Source organism: Knoellia aerolata DSM 18566 (genome assembly GCF_000768695.1).
Taxonomy (GTDB): domain Bacteria; phylum Actinomycetota; class Actinomycetes; order Actinomycetales; family Dermatophilaceae; genus Knoellia; species Knoellia aerolata.
Map to the genome: position 1 here is coordinate 15,836 of NZ_AVPL01000040.1, position 19,323 is coordinate 35,158.

Here is a 19,323-nt window from a genome sequence, read left to right on the forward strand (position 1 = left end):
GTTGTTTGACGGATAACTTCGGCTTATCCAAACTTCGAGGTGTCCGACGGGAACTGCGGCCGCGCGTGGCCCGCTCTGTCGGACCGTGATCGAAGGACTTCCCCCATGAGCCGTCATCCCCGTCTCGCCCTGGCCGCCGCCGCGACCGCTGGTGCGATGGTGATGTCGGCCTGTGCCGGTGGCGGAGCGAGCGACACCGTCGGGGCGGGGGCCGCCGCGGACGCAGCCCCCGCGTCGACGAGCACCCTCAACCTCTTTGCGTACGCCGTGCCCAAGGTCGGCTTCGACAAGGTCGTCCCGGCGTTCAACGCCACCGACGCCGGCAGGGGGGTGACCTTCCAGCAGTCCTACGGGGCGTCCGGGGACCAGTCGCGCAAGGTCGCGGCCGGCGCCGCGGCGGACGTCGTCAACTTCTCGGTCGAGCCGGACATCACCCGCCTCGTCGAGGCCGGCCTCGTCGCGGCGGACTGGAACGCCGGTGAGCACCGGGGCATCCCGTTCGGCTCGGTCGTGACGATCGTGACCCGCAAGGGCAACCCCCAGGGCATTAACGACTGGGACGACCTGCTGAAGCCGGGCGTCGAGGTCGTCACGCCCAACCCGTTCAGCTCCGGCTCGGCGAAGTGGAACCTCCTCGCGCCGTACGCCGCCAAGAGCGACGGCGGGACGAACCCTGCCGCAGGGCTCGCCTTCATCGAGCAGCTCGTCACGGGCCACGTCAAGGTGCAGCCGAAGTCGGGACGCGAGGCCACCGAGACCTTCCTCCAGGGGACGGGCGACGTGCTCCTCAGCTACGAGAACGAGGCGCTGTTCGCCGAGCGCAAGGGCGACCCCGTCGAGCACGTCACGCCGCCGACGACCTTCAAGATCGAGAACCCCGTCGCCGTCCTCGGCACGAGCGAGAACGTCGAGAAGGCCACGGCCTTCCGCGACTACCTCTTCACCCCCGAGGCCCAGAGGCTCTGGGCTCAGGCCGGGTTCCGCCCGGTGGACGAGGCCGTCGCCACGGAGTTCGCCGCCGACTTCCCGGAGCCCACGACGCTGTGGACGATCGAGGACCTCGGCGGCTGGAAGACCGTCGACAGCACGCTGTTCAAGAAGGACACCGGCTCCATCGCCGTCATCTACGACAAGGCGACGTCCTGACATGACGACGACCGTGACCGGCGGCAGGGGCGGCACCGACGTGTCGGCCCTGCCGCCGTCCCCGCAGCCGCCCGGCGCGACGCCCCCGGCGGCGCCGTCGAGCGAGCCCGTTCGCCCGGCCGGCCGCTCCGGGCTCGGCCGGGTCGGGCGCCCGCTCGGCGTCGGCGTCGTCGGGCTCTGGCTGAGCGTCATGGTGCTGCTGCCCCTGGCGGCCCTCACCGTGACGTCGTTCGAGGACGGGTGGGGCGGCTTCTGGGAGGCGGTCACCGCCCCCGTCGCGCTCGCCTCGCTGCGCGTGACGATCGTCGCGGCCGTCGTCGTGGCGCTCGTCAACGCGGTCATGGGCACCCTCATCGCCTGGGTGCTGGTTCGCGACGACTTCCCCGGCAAGCGCATCGTCAACGCGCTCATCGACCTGCCGTTCGCGCTGCCGACGATCGTCGCGAGCATCGTCCTGCTCTCGCTCTACGGCCCCAACAGCCCCGTCGGCATCCACCTCAACGCGACGCAGCCCGGCCTCGTCCTCGCCCTCGCGTTCGTCACCCTGCCGTTCGTCGTCCGCTCCGTGCAACCGGTCCTCATCGAGGCCGACCGCGAGGTCGAGGAGGCGTCGGCATCGCTGGGTGCCTCGAGCTGGACGACCTTCCGCCGGGTCGTGCTCCCGACGCTCACCCCGGCCATCATCAGCGGCACCGGCCTTGCCTTCGCCCGCGCCATCGGCGAGTACGGCTCCGTCGTCCTCATCGGCGGCAACATCCCGCGCGAGACCCAGGTCGCCTCCCAGTACATCCAGCAGCAGATCGAGATCGACCGGCCGGTCAACGCCGCCGCGGTCTCGGTCGCGCTGCTCGCGATCGCCTTCGCGACCCTCGCCGTCCTGCGCTGGTATGCCGGCCGCGGCCTGCGCCGTGAGGAGGACTCCGCATGACGACCACCACCCCCGCACGGCTGGGCCTGCGGACCGTCGCCCTGGGCTACCTCGTGCTCCTCGTCGCCGTGCCGATCGCCCTCATCCTCTGGCGGAGCTTCGAGCCCGGCGTCGGCGCGTTCGTCGAGTCGGTGCGCACCCCGGCGGCACTCGCCGCGCTGAACCTCTCCCTGCTCATCGTCGCGATCGTCGTCCCGCTCAACGTCGTCTTCGGCGTCGGGACCGCGCTCGCCCTCGTGCGCGGTCGCTTCCCCGGCAAGGGCCTGCTCCAGGCCGTCGTCGACCTGCCGTTCGCGGTCTCGCCGATCGTCGTGGGCGTGGCGCTCATCCTCCTGTGGGGCTCGGGCGGCTGGTTCGGCGGCGTCGAGGGCCTCGGCCTCCAGGTGATCTTCGGCCTGCCCGGGATGGTCATCGCCACCCTCTTCGTCACGCTGCCGTTCGTCGTGCGCGAGGTCGAGCCGGTGCTGCACGAGATCGGCACCGAGCAGGAGCAGGCGGCCTCGACGCTCGGCGCGAGCTCGTGGCAGACCTTCTGGCGGATCACCCTCCCGGCGATCCGCTGGGGACTCACCTACGGCGTCGTGCTGACGATCGCCCGCGCGCTGGGCGAGTTCGGCGCCGTGATCATGGTCAGCTCCGGCTTCCCCGGTGTCTCCCAGACCCTCACCCTGCTCGTCCACTCCCGCTACATCGACGACCACAACGCCTACGGCGCGTATGCCGCCGCGACCCTGCTCATGGGTCTCGCGGTCGCGACGTTGCTGGGGATGACCCTGCTCGACCGCAAGAGGAGCACCCGATGATCACCGTGACCGGCGCCAGGAAGAGCTACGGCGACTTCACCGCACTCGACGACGTGTCGCTCGAGATCCCCGCTGGGACGCTCACGGCGCTGCTGGGCCCGAGCGGCTCCGGCAAGTCGACCCTGCTGCGCGCCATCGCCGGGCTCGAGGGCCTCGACGGGGGACGGGTCGTCATCGGCGGGCGCGACGTCACCGGCGTGCCGCCCCAGAAGCGGGGGATCGGCTTCGTCTTCCAGCACTACGCCGCCTTCAAGCACATGACGGTGCGCGACAACGTCGCGTTCGGGCTGACCATCCGCAAGCGCCCCAAGGCCGAGATCGCGCGCAAGGTCGACGACCTCCTCGAGATCGTCGGGCTCGACGGGTTCCAGCACCGCTACCCGGCCCAGCTCTCCGGTGGGCAGCGCCAGCGGATGGCCCTGGCCCGGGCGCTCGCCGTCGACCCGGAGGTCCTGCTGCTCGACGAGCCGTTCGGCGCCCTCGACGCCAAGGTGCGCGCGGACCTGCGCCAGTGGCTGCGTCGCCTCCACGACGAGGTCCACGTGACGACGGTCCTCGTCACCCACGACCAGGAGGAGGCGCTCGACGTCGCGGACCGGATCGCCGTCCTCAACAAGGGGCGCATCGAGCAGGTCGGTGACCCCGTGGCGCTCTACGACCGCCCCGCCAACGACTTCGTCATGTCGTTCCTCGGCTCGGTCGCGCGGCTGGGCGGCCAGCTCGTGCGGCCCCACGACATCGCGCTCCACCGCACCCGGGAGCGCGCCCTGCAGCTCGACGCCCGGGTGGGTGGTTCGCCCGGCGTCATCGAGGCCGTCGTCGAACGCGTCGTCCGGCTCGGGTTCGAGGTCCGGGTCGACCTGCGCGCCGACACGGGGGAGCGCTTCGCCGCCCAGCTCACCCGTGCCGAGGCCGACGCGCTCGCGCTGCAGGCCGGCGACACGGTCTTCGCGCACACGGTGCAGGCCGTCAACCCCGCCGAGGCCGAGCCCGCCCTCGCCATCTGACGCGCTCCCGCGGATTCGGAGCGGACCCGCGGGGTGGGACACAATGCGCCTGTGGACCCCGTGCAGACCGTGACGAGCGAGGGAGCCGAGGCCGGCCCCGGCGTCGACCCCGACGACCTCGCCACGCTGCTCCGTGTCCTCGAGGAGCTCCCGGCCCTCGACGCCGAGCACCCCGACATCCAGACGGTGAAGCGGGCGACCGGCCGGATGTACAAGCGGGTCCGCAAGGCCCGCCGCCGCGAGGCCAAGCAGCCGCAGATCGACCACGACGAGGCGATCCTCGCCCGGACCGCCACGGGGTCGCCGATGCGCATCGACGACGAGACCAAGGGCATCCTCCTCGACGTGCCCCCGGCGGGCGCGACGGTGGGGGAGCTCATCAACCCGCGCGGCTGCTACATCTGCAAGGCCGACTACACGCTCATCGACGCGTTCTACCACTGGCTCTGCCCGACCTGCGCCGCCAAGAGCCACGCCAAGCGGGAGCAGCGCGCCGACCTCACCGGCAAGCGCGCCCTGCTCACCGGGGGCCGGGCCAAGATCGGCATGTACATCGCGCTCATGCTCCTGCGCGACGGCGCCCACCTGACGATCACGACCCGCTTCCCCCACGACGCGGCGAGGAGGTTTGCGGCGCAGCCGGACTCGCACGAGTGGATCGACCGGCTCAAGGTCGTCGGCATCGACCTGCGCGACCCCACCCAGGTCGTCGCGCTCGCGGACGAGGTCGCCGCCGCCGGTCCGCTCGACATCCTCATCAACAACGCGGCGCAGACCGTGCGCCGCTCGCCGGGCTCCTACTCGCACCTCGTCGACGGCGAGCAGGTGCCGCTCGAGAGCACCGTGCGCTACCCCGAGCTCGTGACCTTCGACCGGATCAGCGACGCCCACCCCGCCAACCTCCTCGGCACCCTGACCGCCAACAAGGTCGCGCACCACGAGGGAGAGAGCGAGGAGGAGGCGGCCCACTCGCTCGCCCAGCGCACTGCGGCCTCGATGACCGAGATGGCCCTCACCGCCGGGCACGCGAGCCTCGAGGCGCACCTCGAGGGGACCGCCGTCGACGCCGGGGGCCTCCTGCCCGACACGCAGCGCAACAACAGCTGGACCCAGGTCGTCGACGAGGTCGACCCGCTCGAGCTCCTCGAGGTCCAGCTCTGCAACTCGACCGCGCCCTTCATCCTCATCTCGCGGCTGCGCCCGTCGCTGCGCGCTGCGGTCGCCGCGGGCGCCCGACGCGCCTACGTCGTCAACGTCTCGGCGATGGAGGGCCAGTTCTCGCGCCGCTACAAGGGGCCCGGCCACCCGCACACCAACATGGCCAAGGCCGCCCTCAACATGCTCACCCGGACGAGCTCGGGCGAGATGTTCGAGACCGACCGCATCCTCATGACCGCCGTCGACACCGGCTGGATCACCGACGAGCGCCCCCACCACGAGAAGCTGCGCATCGCCGCCGAGGGCTGGCACGCCCCGCTCGACCTCGTCGACGGCGCCGCCCGCGTCTACGACCCGATCGTGCGCGGCGAGGCCGGCGAGGACCTCTACGGCTCCTTCGTCAAGGACTACGAGCCCAGTCCCTGGTGACGGGCCGAGAGCGTGTGCCGTGACGTCCCTCGGGGAGTGGGCGCGCGACGCCTTCGGGCTGGGTGAGGGAGGCGTCACCCTCACCGTGGTCGCCCGCGGGGCGCAGGGCCGGATCTCGCTGCTCGGCGTGGGCGACCGGCGCTACGCGCTGAAGCAGCCGTTCGGGACCGTCGACGAGGACGACCTCCGTCGCGAGGCCGCCCACCTCGAGCACTTCGTTCGCGCGGGCATCGAGGTGCCGGCCCACGTCGGCGACCCGACCGGCCGGTATGCCGTCCCGGTCCCGGAGGCGTTCGGTGGGGGACAGGCGCGCATCACGCGGTGGGTCGAGGGGCGGGCCGTCGGGACGGCCACGGACGGCCTGGCCACCCGGCTCGGCACCCTGCTGGGCTCGCTGCACGGCGCAGCCCCGAGCAGTGACGAGGCTCCGAGCGGGTGGTACCGCACGATGCCCGCGGCGGAGGTCTGGCACGACCTGCTCGTCCGCAGCGAGGGACAGCCGTGGGTCGACGCCCTGTCCCGGCGCCTGCCCGACCTCGAGGACCACGCCCGCCGCGTCGAGCGTGTCGGTCCACCTCGAGGACGCCTCGTCGTCGGGCACCGCGACCTGCACCCCGACAACGTCCTCGTCGCCCCGGACGGCTCGCTTCGCGCCATCGACTGGGAGGACGCCGGCCCGACCGACCCCCATCGCGAGCTCGCCAAGGTCCTCGTCCAGTGGCACGTCGACGGGGACGACGTCGACGAGGACGCCGTCACCGCGACCGTCGAGGCCTACTGCACGGCCGGGGGCCCGGGACGGGTCGAGGCGCTCGACGACTTCACCATGGTGCTGTGCAGTGACGCGAACTTCCTCGCCGGGCAGATCCGCTCTGCGCTCGATCCGGGTCTGGCGCAGGAGCACCGGGAGCCGGTGCTCACCGAGATCGAGCAGAGCCTCGCGACGTACGTCCCCACCCCGGACGCCCTGACCCGGGTCCTCGCCGCGGCCCGGGCGGCGACGGCGAGCACGAGGCCCGCCACCGACGGCCAGCGGTGAGTGCCCAGAGCCCGAACACCAGCCCGGTCGCGGGGTGCGGGTCGCCCGGCCACGGCAGGACCGCAGCGGGCCCCGGGACAGGGGTGGACGGCATACGTCTCGGTGGTGGGGCGCAGCCGGTGGTCCGGACCACCTGAGGCGGTCTGGCAGAATGGTCGGCTGTACACCTTCTGTCCGGCACCGATGTCGGCTGGATGCCTACCCCGGGCATCGGTACCCCGCGTGTGTTCCGCCGCGGTCTGGCCGTGCCCACAACTGGAAACGGAGACCACCCACGTGGCCGTCAAGATTCGTCTCAAGCGCATGGGCAAGATCCATGCACCGTTCTACCGCGTCGTCGTCATGGACTCGCGCACCAAGCGCGATGGCCGGGCCATCGAGGAGATCGGCAAGTACCACCCCACCGAGGAGCCGTCGGTCATCGACATCGACGGTGAGCGCGCCCAGTACTGGCTCAGCCAGGGTGCGCAGCCGACCGAGGCCGTCGCCGCACTGCTCAAGGTGACCGGTGACTGGCAGAAGTACAAGGGCGAGCCCGGCGCCGAGGGCACGCTCAAGCTCAAGGAGCCCAAGCCGAAGAAGAAGGACCTCTACGAGGCCGCCCTCGCCGCCGCCGGCAAGTCCGAGAGCGACGACTCCTCGCGCGCGACCACCGCGAAGAAGAAGGCCGCCAAGAAGGACGAGGAGAAGGCCGAGGCCCCGAAGGCCGACGAGGTCGCCCCCGCGGCCGACACCGACTCCAGCGGCGCCTCGAGCGAGAGCGCCGACGCTCCCGCCGAGGGCGCGGACACCCCGGCCAAGGCTGACGAGGCAGGGGCCTGACCGTGCTCGAAGAGGCGCTGGAGCACCTCGTCACCGGGATCGTCGACCACAAGGACGAGGTCAAGGTCGTGCGCAAGGAGCTCCGTCGTGGCGAGATCATCGAGGTCCGGGTCCACCCCGAGGACCTCGGTCGCGTCATCGGCCGCTCCGGCCGCACCGCCAGCGCGCTGCGCACGGTGATGACCGCCCTCGCCGGTGGCCGTCCGGTCCGGATCGACATCGTCGACACCGACCGGGTGCGCTGACCGCCCCGAGCCCCACACGGCTCACACGAACGCGTCGCACCTGCGGGTGCGGCGCGTTCGTCGTGCCCGCCCCCTGAGAGGATCTGCCCATGCCCCGCAGCACCGACTCCCTGCTCATCGCCCGCATCGGCAAGCCCCACGGGCTGGGCGGCGAGGTGACCGTGCAGACGCACACCGACGACCCGGAGCGCCGGTTCGTCCCCGGCCGCGTGTTCGACACCGAGGCCGAGCCCGGTACCGGCGTCCCGCGCGTCCTCACCCTGTCGAGCGCCCGCAAGCACCAGCAGACCTGGCTGCTCGGGTTCGCCGAGATCCCGGACCGCACCGGGGCGGAGTCGCTGCGGGGGACGCGCCTGTTCGTCGAGCCGACCGAGCTGGACGCTGCCGAGGACGACGACGAGGAGGGCTGGTACGAGCACGACCTCGTCGGGCTCGTCGTCGTCGACCCCGCGGGTGACGAGCTCGGCAAGGTCACCGGCCTCGTGGTCGGCGCCGCCCAGGACCTCCTCGAGGTGCGGCTCACGGGTGGACGGGACGCCCTCGTGCCCTTCGTCGAGGCCATCGTGACCGACGTCGACACCGAGGCCGGACGGGTCGTCGTCGACGCCCCGGCCGGGCTCTTCGACCTCGACGAGTCCTGAGAGAGGCCGGCCCCGCCATGCGCCTGGACGTCATCTCGATCTTCCCGGAGTACCTCGCACCGCTCGACCTGTCGCTCATCGGCAAGGCCCGGCGGGACGGGCTGCTCGACCTGCACGTCCACGACCTGCGCGACTTCGCCCACGACCGGCACCGCACGGTGGACGACTCGCCGTACGGCGGCGGTGCGGGCATGGTCATGAAGGCCGGACCGTGGAGCGAGGCCATCGACCACGTCGTGACGCAGGGCGCCTCCGCCCTGGGCGAGCCCGCCGCCGTGCCGACCCTCGTCGTCCCCGGCCCCGGCGGGGAGCCGTTCACCCAGCAGATCGCCCGGGAGCTCGCCGACGAGCCCTGGCTGGCGTTCGCGTGCGGTCGCTACGAGGGCATCGACGAGCGGGTCTACGAGTGGGCCGGCGAACGCATGCCGGTCCGGGTGCTGTCGCTCGGTGACTACGTCCTCAACGGTGGCGAGGTCGCCGTGCTCGCGATGGTGGAGGCGGTCGCCCGCCTCCTGCCCGGCGTCATCGGCAACGCCGAGTCGCTCGTCGAGGAGTCGCACGAGGACGGGCTGCTCGAGTACCCCGTCTACACCAAGCCCGCCGAGTGGGACGGTCGTGCCGTGCCCGAGGTGCTGCTCGGCGGCAACCACCGGGCCATCGCGGCGTGGCGGCAGGAGCAGCGGGTGCAGCGCACCGCCGCGCGCCGTCCCGACCTGCTGCCTCCGGCGGCCGCCGCGGCCGGGCTGCGGGAGCTCGAGGAGCGGGTCGCGACCCCCGCGGACGCCCCCGACCTCCAGGTCCTCACCCGCGCGTGCTGGCTGCCCGAGATCGCCCGCTACGGGATGTTCGCCGTGGGGGAGGAGCCGCTCGAGGAGGTCCGCGACGGCATCCGCGACTGGGACACGCGCGTGTGGCGCAAGGACGGTCAGCTCGTCGCCTCGGTGCGCGTGCGCCGCGACCCGGACGTCGCCGGGACCTGGCAGATCGGGCGGCTCATGGTCGCGCCGTACCTCCAGGGCCGTGGCCTGGGACGTGAGCTGCTCGAGTATGCCGAGTCGCTGGCTCCCGAGGACACCGACACCCTCTGGCTCAACACCGGGGCCAAGAGCACCGAGAACCTCCGGATGTACCGCAAGGCCGGCTACCGGGTACGCCCCGGCGAGGGAGCCTTCCCGGGGACGGTCGACCTCACCAAGCGCCGGTCGTCGGGGACGGTGTCCGGATGAGCGACCACCGGCCCGGCGCCGCCACGTCACCGCCGCCCCCGCCACCGGCCCTCGTCGACCTGCGTCAGGCCCACGAGGCGGTGGTCCGCCAGCTCCGGATCGGCCGGCTCGCGGCGCTGGGGACCATGGTCGGGTTCGCCCTGCTCCTGGGCTTCGCCGTCACGGCCGTCAGTCCGGGCCCACGGGGACTCGCGGCGGGCCTCCTGGCCTGCGTCGGGTTCCTGGCCCTCCTCGCAGGGCTCATCGCCGTCTCGGTGCGCAAGGACGCACGCCTGGGTGGGCCCGCCGGGCCGGGTCCGTCGAGCCTCGGCCAGGTCGTGACCAGCGCCCCGGGTCAGCAGGTGTGGACGGCGCTCTCCGCGGGCCTGTCCGCGCAGGGCTTCTCGCCGCCGCGGGCCACCGACCCCAACACCGTCGTCGCGACGCGCTCGCTGTCGACGGCGAGCTGGGGAGAGACCATGACCGTCCGCGTCGAGCCGCACACCGGCGGAAGGGGCCTGGTCACGGTCTGGTCGCGGCCGGCATACCCGCTGCAGTGGCTCGACTACGGACGCAACCGCCGCCACGCGAACGCCGTCCTCGCCGCGGTCCCGGACGTGCACGAAGAGGTTCACGAACCGCACCGGGACTCGCAAACCTGATCGATCCGGCTCGCGAGACACGAAGGGGCTCGCGAGCCGGACTTCCGCTTCGGCTCAGGGCCGCAGCCGCGCCCGCAGGTCGTCGGGCAGGAGCCGCGCCCCGCTGATGAGCCGCCCGGCGACGACCGCCGTCGTCGTCTGCGCCGCCATGATCCCCAGCAGCACGAGCACCTGCGCCGCCGCCGCCTGGGCCGGCGACCCGCCGCCGAGCAGCACCCCGATGAACGCCCCGGGCAGCGTCACCACCCCGGCCGTGCGCACTTGGTCGAGCCCGGGGATGAGCGCCTCGGGCAGCCGCCGGTGCACGATCTCGTCGATCGCCTGCGCCCGGGTCAGACCGAGCGACAGCGCCGCGTCGTACTGACCGGTCTCCTCCCGCAGGGCCGCGAACGCGCGCCGGCCCACGAGGGTGTGACCGTTCATCGTGTTGCCGAGGATGATGCCGACGACGGGGATGAGGGCGATGCCCTCGAGCGGCACGGTCCCGGTGAGCAGCACGATGGCGACCACCGGCAGCAGCCCCGCAGCCATCGCCACCGTCGTCCACGGCCACACCCGCACGGCCTCCACGCGACGGGCCGTGGTCACCACCGCCACCGCGAACATCCCGCAGAGCAGCAGCACCGACAGCCCGAGGTTGCGGGCGACCGCGGTGATGACGAGCGCGGCGACACCCAGCTGGACGACGGCCCGCCCGGCCGCGACGAGGGTGGAGCCGACGTTCGGGAGCCGCCCCACGGCATACATCGCCACCGTCAGCGCGAGGAGCGCGACGCACGCCAGGGCGACCGGCCAGCCGGGATCGATGCTCACCGGCGACACGCTATGCGGCGCCGGACCGCACCGCCCGCCCGGCACCCGGTGCCACACTGGCCACCGGGAGGAACCATGGACTGGTGGAGCGCAGTGCTGGCGTTCGCGGGAGCCGCGCTGGGCTCCGGGCTGTCGTGGGTCGCCGCGCGCCGCGACGTCGCCCAGCGCGAGCGGGCCGCCCGCGCCGACGTGGGCCAACGTGAGCAGCAGGCCAACCTCGAGGAGTGGGGGCGACGCTTCACCGCCGCCCTCGCCGGCGTGAGCAGTGAGAGCCCGCGGCAGCGCGCCCTCTCGCGGGTGCTGCTCGTCGAGCTGGGCCAGAGCGACCTCGCCACCGAGCAGGAGAAGGCGCTCGTCCTCGCCGTGCTCGACGCCGGGGCCCGGATCGACGGCGACGGTGAGGACGTCACCCGTTTCCGCGCGGGGATGCTGATGGACGAGATCGTCTACGTCGAGGACACTGGAGATGACGTCGAAGGGCAGGAGGTCTCGCCGTGAAGGACAAGCACTACGTCAAGGTCACCCGTGACCAGATCCAGTCCGCGCGCGCCCTCATCACCTTCTCCGGCGGCGAGGACAAGGTCGACCCGGTCATCGTCAAGATCGCGCACGCCCGACGGGCCACGCAGCCGGACCGCGCCGCCTCCTGACCCGGATTTCTCCGTATGCCGGGTGCTCTGGCAGACTTGCTCCTTGCGTCCGTCGACACAACGCCCCCGCCACAGGGGGAGTGCAGAGCCCGAGCCACCGCCCGAGCCGCGCATGAGGCCCGACGCCGCACCTCCATTCAGACAGCGCAACACACCGCGTGGGTGACCTGTGGCACCGCACGAGAGAGCGAAGCAGTCATGCAGCTTTTCCACGAGGTCGACAAGGCCTCCCTCCGGACCGACATCCCCGCGTTCCGCGCCGGCGACACGGTCAACGTCCACGTCAAGGTCGTCGAGGGCACGCGCTCGCGTGTCCAGATCTTCAAGGGCATCGTCATCCGTCGCCACGGCGGCGGCATCGGCGAGACCTTCACGGTCCGCAAGGTCTCCTTCGGCGTCGGTGTGGAGCGCACCTTCCCGCTCCACACGCCCGTGATCGACCACATCGAGCTCGTCACCCGCGGCGACGTCCGTCGCGCGAAGCTCTACTACCTCCGCGACCTGCGCGGCAAGGCGGCCAAGATCAAGGAGAAGCGCGAGACCTCCCCGGCCAGCTGAGCCGCGGCGCGACGCGCACGGGCCCGGCGACTAGCATCGGCACGATGACGTCCCCGGCCACCCACGACACCGACCCGGTCCCCGCCTCCACGGCGCGGGCCGGGTCGAGTCGTGCTCACCGGGTGCCGGTGATGCTGGCCGCGGGGATCCTCGCGGTGGTGCTCGTGCGGGCCTTCGTCATGCAGCCGTATGCCGTCTCGAGCGCGTCGATGTCGCCCTCCCTCGAGGAGGGTGAGCGAGTGCTCGTCTCGAAGGTCGGGTCCGTCGAGGTCGGTGACGTCGTCGTCGCCGACGTCACCGACGCCTGGCCCGGGCCGGACCGCTCGACGCACATCGACGACGGCCTCATCGGACGCACCCTCGCCTCGGCGTCGGGGGCACTCGGGATCGACCTCGGCGAGAAGTCCGTCCTGGCCCGGGTCGTCGCGACGGGGGGCGACGAGGTCGTCTGCTGCACCGACGGCCGGGTCGGCGTGGACGGGAAGGCCGTGGGGCCGCGCCTCGACGACGGGGCTGCGACCTTCCGCCTCACCGTGCCGCCGGGTCGGGTCTTCCTCCTCAGCGACAACGCGACCGACGCGATGGACTCGCGCACCCACGCCGGTGCGGGTTCCACCACCGACGGGACGGTGTCCGCCGACGCGGTGGTCGGCACGGTCGTCACGCGGATCTGGCCGCTCGACCGGCTCGGCCCTCCTTCCCCCTCCTCCTCCACCCCCCAGTCCTGAGAGCGCAGACACCTGTGATGACGAGCCACGAGGCCCGGTTCGAGCCGGGCCAGTTCGACCCTGACGCGCCTCGGGACGCCACCGACGACGCGCGGTCGGACGAGGGCGCTGACGGGGCAGAGAGGGCCGCGGGGGCCGAGAGGGCCGAGAGGTCCGGGGGGCCGGGGCGGCCGGACGGGCGCAGCCGGGGTCGGGCCGCCGTCGGTGCGGCCGGGGCCGCGATCCGCGAGTTCGTCGTCGTCGTGGCGATGGCCCTGGCGCTGTCGTTCGTCGTCAAGACGTGGCTGATGCAGGCCTTCTACATCCCGTCGGGGTCGATGGAGGACACGCTGATCCTCAACGACCGGGTGGTCGTCAACAAGCTCGTGCCCGGCGTCGTCGACCTCCAGCGCGGCGACGTCGTCGTCTTCGAGGACCCGGGCGACTGGCTGACGTCGATGCCCGAGGTGAGCCACGGTCCGGTGCGTGACGGCGTGGAGCGAGTGCTCTCCTTCGTCGGCCTGCTGCCCAACACCTCCGACAACCACCTCATCAAGCGGGTCATCGGGCTGCCCGGCGACACGATCGTCTGCTGCGACTCCGAGGGCCGGCTCACGGTCAACGGCGTCCCGGTCACGGAGCCCTACATCAAGCCCGGTGACGTCGCCAGCTCGATCACCTTCGACATCACCGTGCCCGAGGGCAAGGTCTGGGTCATGGGCGACCACCGCAGCGACTCCGAGGACTCGCGCTTCCACGACCCCGACGGCACGGGCGCGCAGGGCTCGGTCCCGGTCGCCAACATCACCGGCCGCGCCGTCGCCATCGTCTGGCCCTTCGACCGCGGCGGCTGGCTGTCCCGCCCGGAGTCGACCTTCACGACGGTGCCGGACCCGAGCGCGGTCCCGGCGCAGCCCTCGCCGTCCGCGACACCGTGACACCGTGACACCGTGACCCGGTCCGTCGCACCCTTGACCTGACACCCGCCCCGCCCAGAGAGCCCGCAGCACCTGCCATGCCTGTCGCACCTCGTTCCCGGAAGCCGAACCTGCGGGTCGAGCGTGCCCTCCAGCGCGACGGCTACCGGCTGCTCGCCGGGATGGACGAGGTCGGCCGCGGCGCCCTCGCCGGCCCGGTCAGCGTGGGCGTCGTCGTCATCGACGACACCTGCCGGTCGGCGCCGCAGGGGGTGCGCGACTCCAAGCTTCTCCAGCCCCACGTGCGCGAGTCGATGGTCCCGAGGATCCGCCGCTGGGCGCTGGCGTACGCGGTCGGCCACGCCTCGCCGGCCGAGATCGACGAGGTTGGGATCATCGCCGCTCTGCGCCTGGCCGGACGCCGCGCGCTCGCCACCCTCGACGTCGTGCCCGACCTCGTCATCCTCGACGGCAACCACGACTGGCTCACCTCCCCCGACGAGGTCGGCCTGCTCGCGTTCACGGACGAGGAGGTGCACACCCCGCCGGTGACGACGATGATCAAGGCCGACCTGACCTGCTCCTCGGTGGCCTCCGCGAGTGTGCTCGCCAAGGTCGAGCGCGACCGGATCATGGTCGGGCTGGCTGGCGACCACGCGGCATACGCGTGGGAGCTCAACAAGGGCTACGCGGCACCGGAACACCTCGACGCGTTGCGGGAGCACGGTCCCTGCGCGCTGCACCGGCGCTCCTGGCGGCTGCCGGGCACGGCCGTCGACGACGGTCCCTGGGGCGAGCCGGGCGCCGTCGTCGTCGACGGACCTGACATGGTGACCCTGACGGCCGCCCCACCTACGACGGAGTTGGACACGCATGAGCGCTGAGGACCTCGAGAAGTACGAGAGCGAGATGGAGCTCGCGCTCTACCGCGAGTACCGCGACGTCGTCGGGCTGTTCTCGCACGTCGTCGAGACCGAGCGGCGCTTCTACCTGTGCAACTCCGTGGACGTCAAGGTGCGCAGCGACGGCGGCGAGGTCTTCTTCGACGTGACGATGCAGGACTGCTGGGTCTGGGACATCTACCGGCCGGCGCGGTTCGCCAAGCAGGTGCGGGTCGTGACCTTCAAGGACGTCAACGTCGAGGAGCTGGCCAAGTCCGAGCTGCAGCTGCCCAAGGGCGACTTCTGACCGGCTGAGCACGCCGCGCCGTCCACAGCCGGGGCCGGGCGCTCTCGTGGTCCACAGCGGGCGCCGGCGGCGCTGGCACACCGTCCTCGTGGCGTCGAGGCTCTGCGCATGGACGGACACCAGGCGCTGGGGCGGTACGGCGAGGACCTCGCGGCGCGGTACCTGTGCGACCGCGGGATGACCATCCTCGAGCGCAACTGGCGGTGCGCCGAGGGCGAGATCGACCTCGTCGCCCTCGACGGCGACTGCCTCGTCATCTGCGAGGTCAAGACGCGGCGGGGCACGGGCGCCGGCGACCCGCTCGAGGCGGTGACGTGGCAGAAGGCCCGTCGACTGCGACGCCTGGCCGCGGCCTACCTGCGCACCCGCCCCGGGAGCGTCCCCGACGTGCGCATCGACGTCATCGGCGTGCTCGCCCGCCCCGGGTCACGGCCCCTCGTGCGCCACGTCGTGGCGGTGGGGGCGTGAGCGCCAAGCTCGGGCGCACCCTCTGCGTCGCCCTCAGCGGGCTCGACGGCCGCATCGTCGACGTCGAGGCGCACATCTCCGCCCAGCTCCCGCACTTCAGCGTCACCGGCCTGCCCGACAAGGCGTGCGGCCAGGCGCCCGACCGGGTGCGCTCGGCCGCCGCGACGAGCGGGTTCCCGCTCCCACCGCAGCGGATCACGGTCAACCTCTCCCCGGCCTCGATCCCCAAGCAGGGCACCGGGTTCGACGTCGCCATCGCCCTCGCCGTCCTCGGCGCCGCCGGCGTGGTCGACGCGAGGCGCATCTCGCGCGTGGTCCACCTCGGCGAGCTCGGGCTCGACGGCACCGTGCGCGGGGTGCGCGGGATCCTGCCTGCCGTGCTCGCCGCGGCGCGTTCCGGCATGCGGCACGTGGTCGTCCCGCCGGTCAACCTCGCCGAGGCGCAGCTCGTCGACGGGGTCACCGTGCACAGCGCGCCGGACCTCGCGACGCTCGTCGGCTGGTATGCCGTCCGCGGCGGCGTGGACCCGCTTCCCGTGGCCCTGCCCGTCCGGGGCGAGTCCGAGGGCGCCCGGCGCCACGTCGACCTCGGGGACGTCGTCGGCCAGCCGGAGGCCCGGCTCGCGGTCGAGCTGGCCGCGACGGGTGAGCACCACCTGCTCATGAACGGACCGCCCGGCGTCGGCAAGACGATGCTCGCGGAGCGGCTGGTGACGATCCTTCCGCCGCTCACGCGCGAGCAGGCCCTGCAGACCCACGCCATCCGGTCCCTGACCGGGGACGAGATCCGGGCGAGCGAGCTCGACCTCACACCACCCTTCGTCGCCCCGCACCACAGTGCGTCCATCGCGTCCATCACCGGTGGCGGGTCCGGGGTGGTGCTGCCCGGCGCGATCTCCCGGGCACACTGCGGCGTGCTCTTCCTCGACGAGGCGGGGGAGTTCAAGACGTCGGTCCTGCAGCAGCTGAGGCAGCCGCTCGAGTCGGGCGAGGTCACCATTGCCCGGGCCCGGCAGCTCGTCAGCCTCCCGGCGCGCTTCCAGCTCGTGCTCGCGACCAACCCGTGCCCGTGCGGACGCGCCTGGGGCAAGGGCGTCGACTGCTCGTGCAGCGCGCTCGAGCTGCGCAGCTACCAGGCCAAGCTCTCCGGACCCCTCGTCGACCGGGTGGACATCCAGGTCGTCGTTCCGCCCGTGGCGAGCGCGGCGTTCGCGGAGGAGCGGGGCGAGACGAGCGCGGCCGTGCTCGACCGGGTGCTCGCGGCCCGGGGTGCGCAGCGCGAGCGGTGGAGCGAGCACGGCTGGCCGACCAACGCGCGCGTGCCGGGGCACGTCCTGCGCCGCCGCCCCTGGCGGCTTCCGGCGTCGGTCACCGGCGCCGTCGACCGGGCGCTCGACCTCGGTCAGCTCACCCTGCGGGGCTACGACCGCACGCTGCGCCTCGCATGGTCCTCCGCCGACCTGTTCGGCCGGAGCGTTCCGACGTCGGAGGACGTCGGCCTCGCCTACACGATGCGCAGCCAGGGCAGGGCCGCCGCATGAGCGTCAGGTCGTTCCTCGACGTCCCCGGTGGAGCCGCGCTCACGGAGGACCGGTGGGCTCGCCTGGCGTGGAGCCAGGTCGCGGAGCCCGAGACGGTGTCGGTGCGCACGTGGGTCGACCGCTTCGGCGCCTCGGGCGCGTTGTCGCGGCTGCTCACGGGGGAGCTGGCCCCGGACGGACGCTACGACCAGCGGATCGCCGGCCTCGACGTGAGCGGGTCGCGACGGTCGCTCGAGCGCCTGCGGGTGCGGGTGGTCGTCCCGGGTGACGAGGAGTGGCCGGTGGGCCTCGACCAGCTCGACACCCCTCCGCTGTGCCTCTACGTCCGGGGCGCCGTCGACCTCGGTGCCGTCGAGGGAAGCGTGGCCGTCGTCGGCTCCCGCGCGGCCACGTCCTACGGCCTCCACGTCGCCGCCGAGCTCGGCGAGGGTCTCGTCGGCCGCGGGGTGACCGTGGTGTCCGGCGCGGCGTTCGGGATCGACGCCGCGGCCCATCGCGGTGCGCTCGCCGGGGGCGGGCCGACCGTGGCCGTGCTGGCGAGGGGTCTGGACCGGGCCTACCCCCAGGCGCACGAGGGCCTGCTGAGGGCCGTGGCGAAGGAGGGTGCCGTCGTCAGCGAGCTGCCGCTGGGCTGGGCGCCGTACCGGCAGCGGTTCATCGCCCGCAACCGGATCATCGCCGCCATGACGGTGGGCACCGTCGTCGTCGAGGCCGGGCTCCGGTCCGGCTCGCTCAACACGGCGCGGACGGCACGCGACCTCCACCGTCACGTCGCGGCGGTGCCCGGGCCGGTGACGTCGGTGCAGTCCGCCGGGTGCCACCAGCTCGTCCGGGAGTCCGGTGCCACCCTCGTCACCGACACCGCGGAGGTCCTCGACCTCATGGGCCGGCTCAGCCTCGACGCCGTGGGACCCGCGCGGGCTCCCGAGACCGCGGAGTCGCAGCTGGACCCGGTCGCTCGGACCGTGTGGTCCGCCGTGCCGGTCCGGGAGGGCGCCGGCCTGGCCCGGATGCAGCTGCTCACGGCGATGGACTCGACCACCCTGCTCGCCGTGCTCGGCCAGCTGAGCGTGCTCGGGCTCGTCGTGCGTGACGGCGACCGGTGGCGCAAGGCGCCCGTGACGGGACAGACCCGCCGACCGGGTGGTTGATCCCGGGTCGACCGGATGAGACGGTGCGGGGTGTGAGTGCCACCCGGGAGGCCGTGATCGACGCCTTCGAGCGTCACCTGCGCGCCGAGCGTGGGCGCTCACCGCACACGGTCCGGGCCTACCTCGGGGATCTGCGGGACTTCTTCGCCCACCTCGACGGTGCCGACACCCACGGCCGCGGCGACCGGGTGGTGCCCGCGGCGGCGCCCGTCACCCCGCTCGACGCGGTGCGGCTCGCCGACCTGCGAGGCTGGCTCGGCGTCCTCGCCGCCGGTGGTGCCGCCCGCTCGACGATCGCGCGGCGGTCGGCCTCGCTGCGCACCTTCTTCGCGTGGGCCACCCGCCAGGGCCACGTGGACCCCGACCCGTCCCTGCGGCTCGTCGCCCCGAAGCGGCACCGCACGCTGCCACCGGTGCTCGCCCAGAACGACGCGGCGGAGCTCCTCGACATCGCCGCGGTCGCGGCGGACGACGACGACCCGGTCCACCTCCGGGACCGGGCGATCCTCGAGCTCCTCTATGCGACCGGGGTCCGGGTCGGCGAGCTGACCGGACTCGACACCGACGACGTGGACCTCGACACCGGGGTGGTGCGGGTCATCGGCAAGGGCGACAAGGAGCGGCGCGTGCCGTTCGGCCGACGGGCCGCCTCGGCCCTGGTCGACTGGCTGGAGCGGGGCCGGTCCCGGCTCGTCGTCGACGGCAGCGGCCCGGCGCTCTTCCTCGGCCGGAGGGGTCGGCGGGTCGACCCGCGCCAGGTGCGCACCCTCGTGCACGAGATGCTGGCCCACCTGCCCGACGCGCCGGACCTCGGTCCGCACGGGCTGCGTCACAGCGCCGCGACCCACCTGCTCGAGGGGGGTGCGGACCTGCGCATGGTCCAGGAGCTGCTCGGCCACTCGTCGCTGGCCACCACCCAGATCTACACGCACGTCTCCATCGAGCGGCTCACCGCCTCCTACGCCCAGGCCCACCCCCGTGCCTGACGAGCCAGGACTTCCCGACTGGGTCAGCGCGCCCGCGTCCCGCCCGCCGGTCGACGTGGTGGACCCGGGCCGCACCACCGGGCCTGCCTTGAGCGGCTCCCGGGGGCACGGACGTCGCCGTTCCGTGGCCGTCGGCGGCTCCGCGACCACGTTCGCCCGCCGCCGCCTGGTGGCCGCGCTGGCGGTGACGACCGTCCTCGCGCTGCTCCTGTGGGCGCTCTGGCCGGGTGGCGGGTCGAGCGTGCCGGCACGCGCGACG

At 73.1% G+C, this 19,323-nt stretch carries 24 protein-coding genes and 1 pseudogene; 24 read left to right on the plus strand and 1 reads right to left on the minus strand.

Going from position 1 to position 19,323, the window contains the following annotated elements:
* The first annotated feature begins 105 nt into the window (after positions 1 to 105).
* The 12 genes and pseudogenes from N801_RS13410 (at position 106) to N801_RS13460 (ending at position 10,085) form a co-directional block, all read left to right on the plus strand.
* Positions 106 to 1,146: a sulfate ABC transporter substrate-binding protein gene (locus tag N801_RS13410; protein WP_035938705.1), complete on the plus strand. Its 1,041-nt coding sequence runs from the start codon at positions 106 to 108 to the stop codon at positions 1,144 to 1,146.
* 1 nt (position 1,147) lies between these two features.
* Positions 1,148 to 2,074 (plus strand): sulfate ABC transporter permease subunit CysT, encoded by a 927-nt coding sequence (cysT, locus tag N801_RS13415; protein ID WP_035938708.1) that lies wholly within the window; start codon positions 1,148 to 1,150, stop codon positions 2,072 to 2,074.
* A complete protein-coding gene (gene cysW, locus N801_RS13420; protein ID WP_035938710.1) occupies positions 2,071 to 2,877 on the plus strand; it encodes a sulfate ABC transporter permease subunit CysW in 807 nt (268 codons plus the stop codon). The genes cysT and cysW overlap by 4 nt, the downstream gene beginning before the upstream one ends.
* A pseudogene (locus tag N801_RS21990) lies at positions 2,874 to 3,527 on the plus strand (sulfate/molybdate ABC transporter ATP-binding protein); the annotation flags it as partial. The gene cysW and the pseudogene N801_RS21990, both read left to right, overlap by 4 nt.
* A gap of 30 nt (positions 3,528 to 3,557) precedes the next feature.
* Positions 3,558 to 3,884, plus strand: a complete 327-nt coding sequence (locus N801_RS21995) for a TOBE-like domain-containing protein (protein ID WP_439330538.1) — start codon at positions 3,558 to 3,560, stop codon at positions 3,882 to 3,884.
* Between the two features lie 51 nt (positions 3,885 to 3,935).
* The gene (locus N801_RS13430; RefSeq protein ID WP_052113002.1) at positions 3,936 to 5,471 is read left to right on the plus strand and encodes an SDR family NAD(P)-dependent oxidoreductase; all 1,536 of its coding nucleotides are present in this window, start codon (positions 3,936 to 3,938) and stop codon (positions 5,469 to 5,471) included.
* A 19-nt stretch (positions 5,472 to 5,490) separates the two neighbouring features.
* Positions 5,491 to 6,510 (plus strand): phosphotransferase family protein, encoded by a 1,020-nt coding sequence (locus N801_RS13435; protein ID WP_035938714.1) that lies wholly within the window; start codon positions 5,491 to 5,493, stop codon positions 6,508 to 6,510.
* 276 nt (positions 6,511 to 6,786) lie between these two features.
* On the plus strand, positions 6,787 to 7,332 hold the full coding sequence (gene rpsP / locus N801_RS13440; protein ID WP_035938716.1) for a 30S ribosomal protein S16: 546 nt from the start codon (positions 6,787 to 6,789) through the stop codon (positions 7,330 to 7,332).
* 2 nt (positions 7,333 to 7,334) lie between these two features.
* Complete coding sequence (locus N801_RS13445) at positions 7,335 to 7,577, plus strand: RNA-binding protein (protein WP_035938719.1); 243 nt, start codon at positions 7,335 to 7,337, stop codon at positions 7,575 to 7,577.
* An 89-nt stretch (positions 7,578 to 7,666) separates the two neighbouring features.
* Positions 7,667 to 8,218 (plus strand): ribosome maturation factor RimM, encoded by a 552-nt coding sequence (rimM, locus tag N801_RS13450; protein ID WP_035938721.1) that lies wholly within the window; start codon positions 7,667 to 7,669, stop codon positions 8,216 to 8,218.
* A gap of 17 nt (positions 8,219 to 8,235) precedes the next feature.
* A complete protein-coding gene (gene trmD / locus N801_RS13455; RefSeq protein ID WP_035938724.1) occupies positions 8,236 to 9,444 on the plus strand; it encodes a tRNA (guanosine(37)-N1)-methyltransferase TrmD in 1,209 nt (402 codons plus the stop codon).
* Positions 9,441 to 10,085: a hypothetical protein gene (locus N801_RS13460; RefSeq protein WP_035938727.1), complete on the plus strand. Its 645-nt coding sequence runs from the start codon at positions 9,441 to 9,443 to the stop codon at positions 10,083 to 10,085. Before trmD ends, N801_RS13460 begins: the two co-directional genes overlap by 4 nt.
* Before the next feature lie 54 nt (positions 10,086 to 10,139).
* Here the strand turns inward: N801_RS13460 and N801_RS13465 are convergent, their stop codons facing one another.
* The gene (locus tag N801_RS13465) at positions 10,140 to 10,898 is read right to left on the minus strand and encodes an ABC transporter permease (RefSeq protein WP_035938729.1); all 759 of its coding nucleotides are present in this window, start codon (positions 10,896 to 10,898) and stop codon (positions 10,140 to 10,142) included.
* Between the two features lie 75 nt (positions 10,899 to 10,973).
* Between N801_RS13465 and N801_RS13470 the strand changes: the two genes are divergently transcribed.
* The 12 genes from N801_RS13470 to N801_RS20775 form a co-directional block, all read left to right on the plus strand.
* Entirely contained in the window at positions 10,974 to 11,396 is a 423-nt protein-coding gene (locus N801_RS13470; protein WP_035938731.1) for a hypothetical protein, read from the plus strand.
* Positions 11,393 to 11,548, plus strand: coding sequence for a hypothetical protein (locus tag N801_RS20770; RefSeq protein WP_156996767.1), 156 nt, complete (start codon positions 11,393 to 11,395; stop codon positions 11,546 to 11,548). Before N801_RS13470 ends, N801_RS20770 begins: the two co-directional genes overlap by 4 nt.
* Positions 11,549 to 11,746: 198 nt before the next feature.
* Complete coding sequence (gene rplS / locus N801_RS13475) at positions 11,747 to 12,106, plus strand: 50S ribosomal protein L19 (RefSeq protein WP_035938732.1); 360 nt, start codon at positions 11,747 to 11,749, stop codon at positions 12,104 to 12,106.
* A 44-nt stretch (positions 12,107 to 12,150) separates the two neighbouring features.
* Positions 12,151 to 12,834, plus strand: a complete 684-nt coding sequence (gene lepB, locus N801_RS13480; RefSeq protein ID WP_052113004.1) for a signal peptidase I — start codon at positions 12,151 to 12,153, stop codon at positions 12,832 to 12,834.
* A 17-nt stretch (positions 12,835 to 12,851) separates the two neighbouring features.
* A complete protein-coding gene (lepB, locus tag N801_RS13485) occupies positions 12,852 to 13,751 on the plus strand; it encodes a signal peptidase I (protein WP_035938733.1) in 900 nt (299 codons plus the stop codon).
* A gap of 77 nt (positions 13,752 to 13,828) precedes the next feature.
* Entirely contained in the window at positions 13,829 to 14,614 is a 786-nt protein-coding gene (rnhB, locus tag N801_RS13490; RefSeq protein WP_035938734.1) for a ribonuclease HII, read from the plus strand.
* Entirely contained in the window at positions 14,604 to 14,918 is a 315-nt protein-coding gene (locus N801_RS13495) for a DUF2469 domain-containing protein (RefSeq protein WP_035938735.1), read from the plus strand. The genes rnhB and N801_RS13495 overlap by 11 nt, the downstream gene beginning before the upstream one ends.
* Positions 14,919 to 15,026: 108 nt before the next feature.
* Positions 15,027 to 15,386, plus strand: a complete 360-nt coding sequence (locus tag N801_RS13500; protein ID WP_035938737.1) for a YraN family protein — start codon at positions 15,027 to 15,029, stop codon at positions 15,384 to 15,386.
* Positions 15,383 to 16,927 carry a YifB family Mg chelatase-like AAA ATPase gene (locus N801_RS13505; protein ID WP_035938739.1) on the plus strand — a complete coding sequence of 515 codons (1,545 nt, stop codon included), beginning with the start codon at positions 15,383 to 15,385 and terminating at the stop codon, positions 16,925 to 16,927. The genes N801_RS13500 and N801_RS13505 overlap by 4 nt, the downstream gene beginning before the upstream one ends.
* Entirely contained in the window at positions 16,924 to 18,078 is a 1,155-nt protein-coding gene (gene dprA / locus N801_RS13510; RefSeq protein ID WP_052113006.1) for a DNA-processing protein DprA, read from the plus strand. Before N801_RS13505 ends, dprA begins: the two co-directional genes overlap by 4 nt.
* A 32-nt stretch (positions 18,079 to 18,110) precedes the next feature.
* The gene (locus N801_RS13515) at positions 18,111 to 19,064 is read left to right on the plus strand and encodes a tyrosine recombinase XerC (RefSeq protein ID WP_035938741.1); all 954 of its coding nucleotides are present in this window, start codon (positions 18,111 to 18,113) and stop codon (positions 19,062 to 19,064) included.
* Positions 19,057 to 19,323: hypothetical protein (locus N801_RS20775; RefSeq protein WP_211254735.1), on the plus strand; the 267-nt coding region annotated here is incomplete at its 3' end. The genes N801_RS13515 and N801_RS20775, both read left to right, overlap by 8 nt.

Bases quoted from the DNA above. Each gene is read 5' to 3' on its own strand.
- lepB (WP_052113004.1), top strand. From the start codon at position 12,151: ATGACGTCCCCGGCCACCCACGACACCGACCCGGTCCCCGCCTCCACG.
- rplS (WP_035938732.1), top strand. From the start codon at position 11,747: ATGCAGCTTTTCCACGAGGTCGACAAGGCCTCCCTCCGGACCGACATC.
- cysT (WP_035938708.1), top strand. From the start codon at position 1,148: ATGACGACGACCGTGACCGGCGGCAGGGGCGGCACCGACGTGTCGGCC.
- N801_RS13470 (WP_035938731.1), top strand. From the start codon at position 10,974: ATGGACTGGTGGAGCGCAGTGCTGGCGTTCGCGGGAGCCGCGCTGGGC.
- N801_RS21995 (WP_439330538.1), top strand. From the start codon at position 3,558: ATGTCGTTCCTCGGCTCGGTCGCGCGGCTGGGCGGCCAGCTCGTGCGG.
- dprA (WP_052113006.1), top strand. From the start codon at position 16,924: ATGAGCGTCAGGTCGTTCCTCGACGTCCCCGGTGGAGCCGCGCTCACG.
- N801_RS13410 (WP_035938705.1), top strand. From the start codon at position 106: ATGAGCCGTCATCCCCGTCTCGCCCTGGCCGCCGCCGCGACCGCTGGT.
- N801_RS13495 (WP_035938735.1), top strand. From the start codon at position 14,604: ATGAGCGCTGAGGACCTCGAGAAGTACGAGAGCGAGATGGAGCTCGCG.
- lepB (WP_035938733.1), top strand. From the start codon at position 12,852: ATGACGAGCCACGAGGCCCGGTTCGAGCCGGGCCAGTTCGACCCTGAC.
- cysW (WP_035938710.1), top strand. From the start codon at position 2,071: ATGACGACCACCACCCCCGCACGGCTGGGCCTGCGGACCGTCGCCCTG.
- trmD (WP_035938724.1), top strand. From the start codon at position 8,236: ATGCGCCTGGACGTCATCTCGATCTTCCCGGAGTACCTCGCACCGCTC.
- N801_RS13460 (WP_035938727.1), top strand. From the start codon at position 9,441: ATGAGCGACCACCGGCCCGGCGCCGCCACGTCACCGCCGCCCCCGCCA.
- rimM (WP_035938721.1), top strand. From the start codon at position 7,667: ATGCCCCGCAGCACCGACTCCCTGCTCATCGCCCGCATCGGCAAGCCC.
- rnhB (WP_035938734.1), top strand. From the start codon at position 13,829: ATGCCTGTCGCACCTCGTTCCCGGAAGCCGAACCTGCGGGTCGAGCGT.
- N801_RS13500 (WP_035938737.1), top strand. From the start codon at position 15,027: ATGGACGGACACCAGGCGCTGGGGCGGTACGGCGAGGACCTCGCGGCG.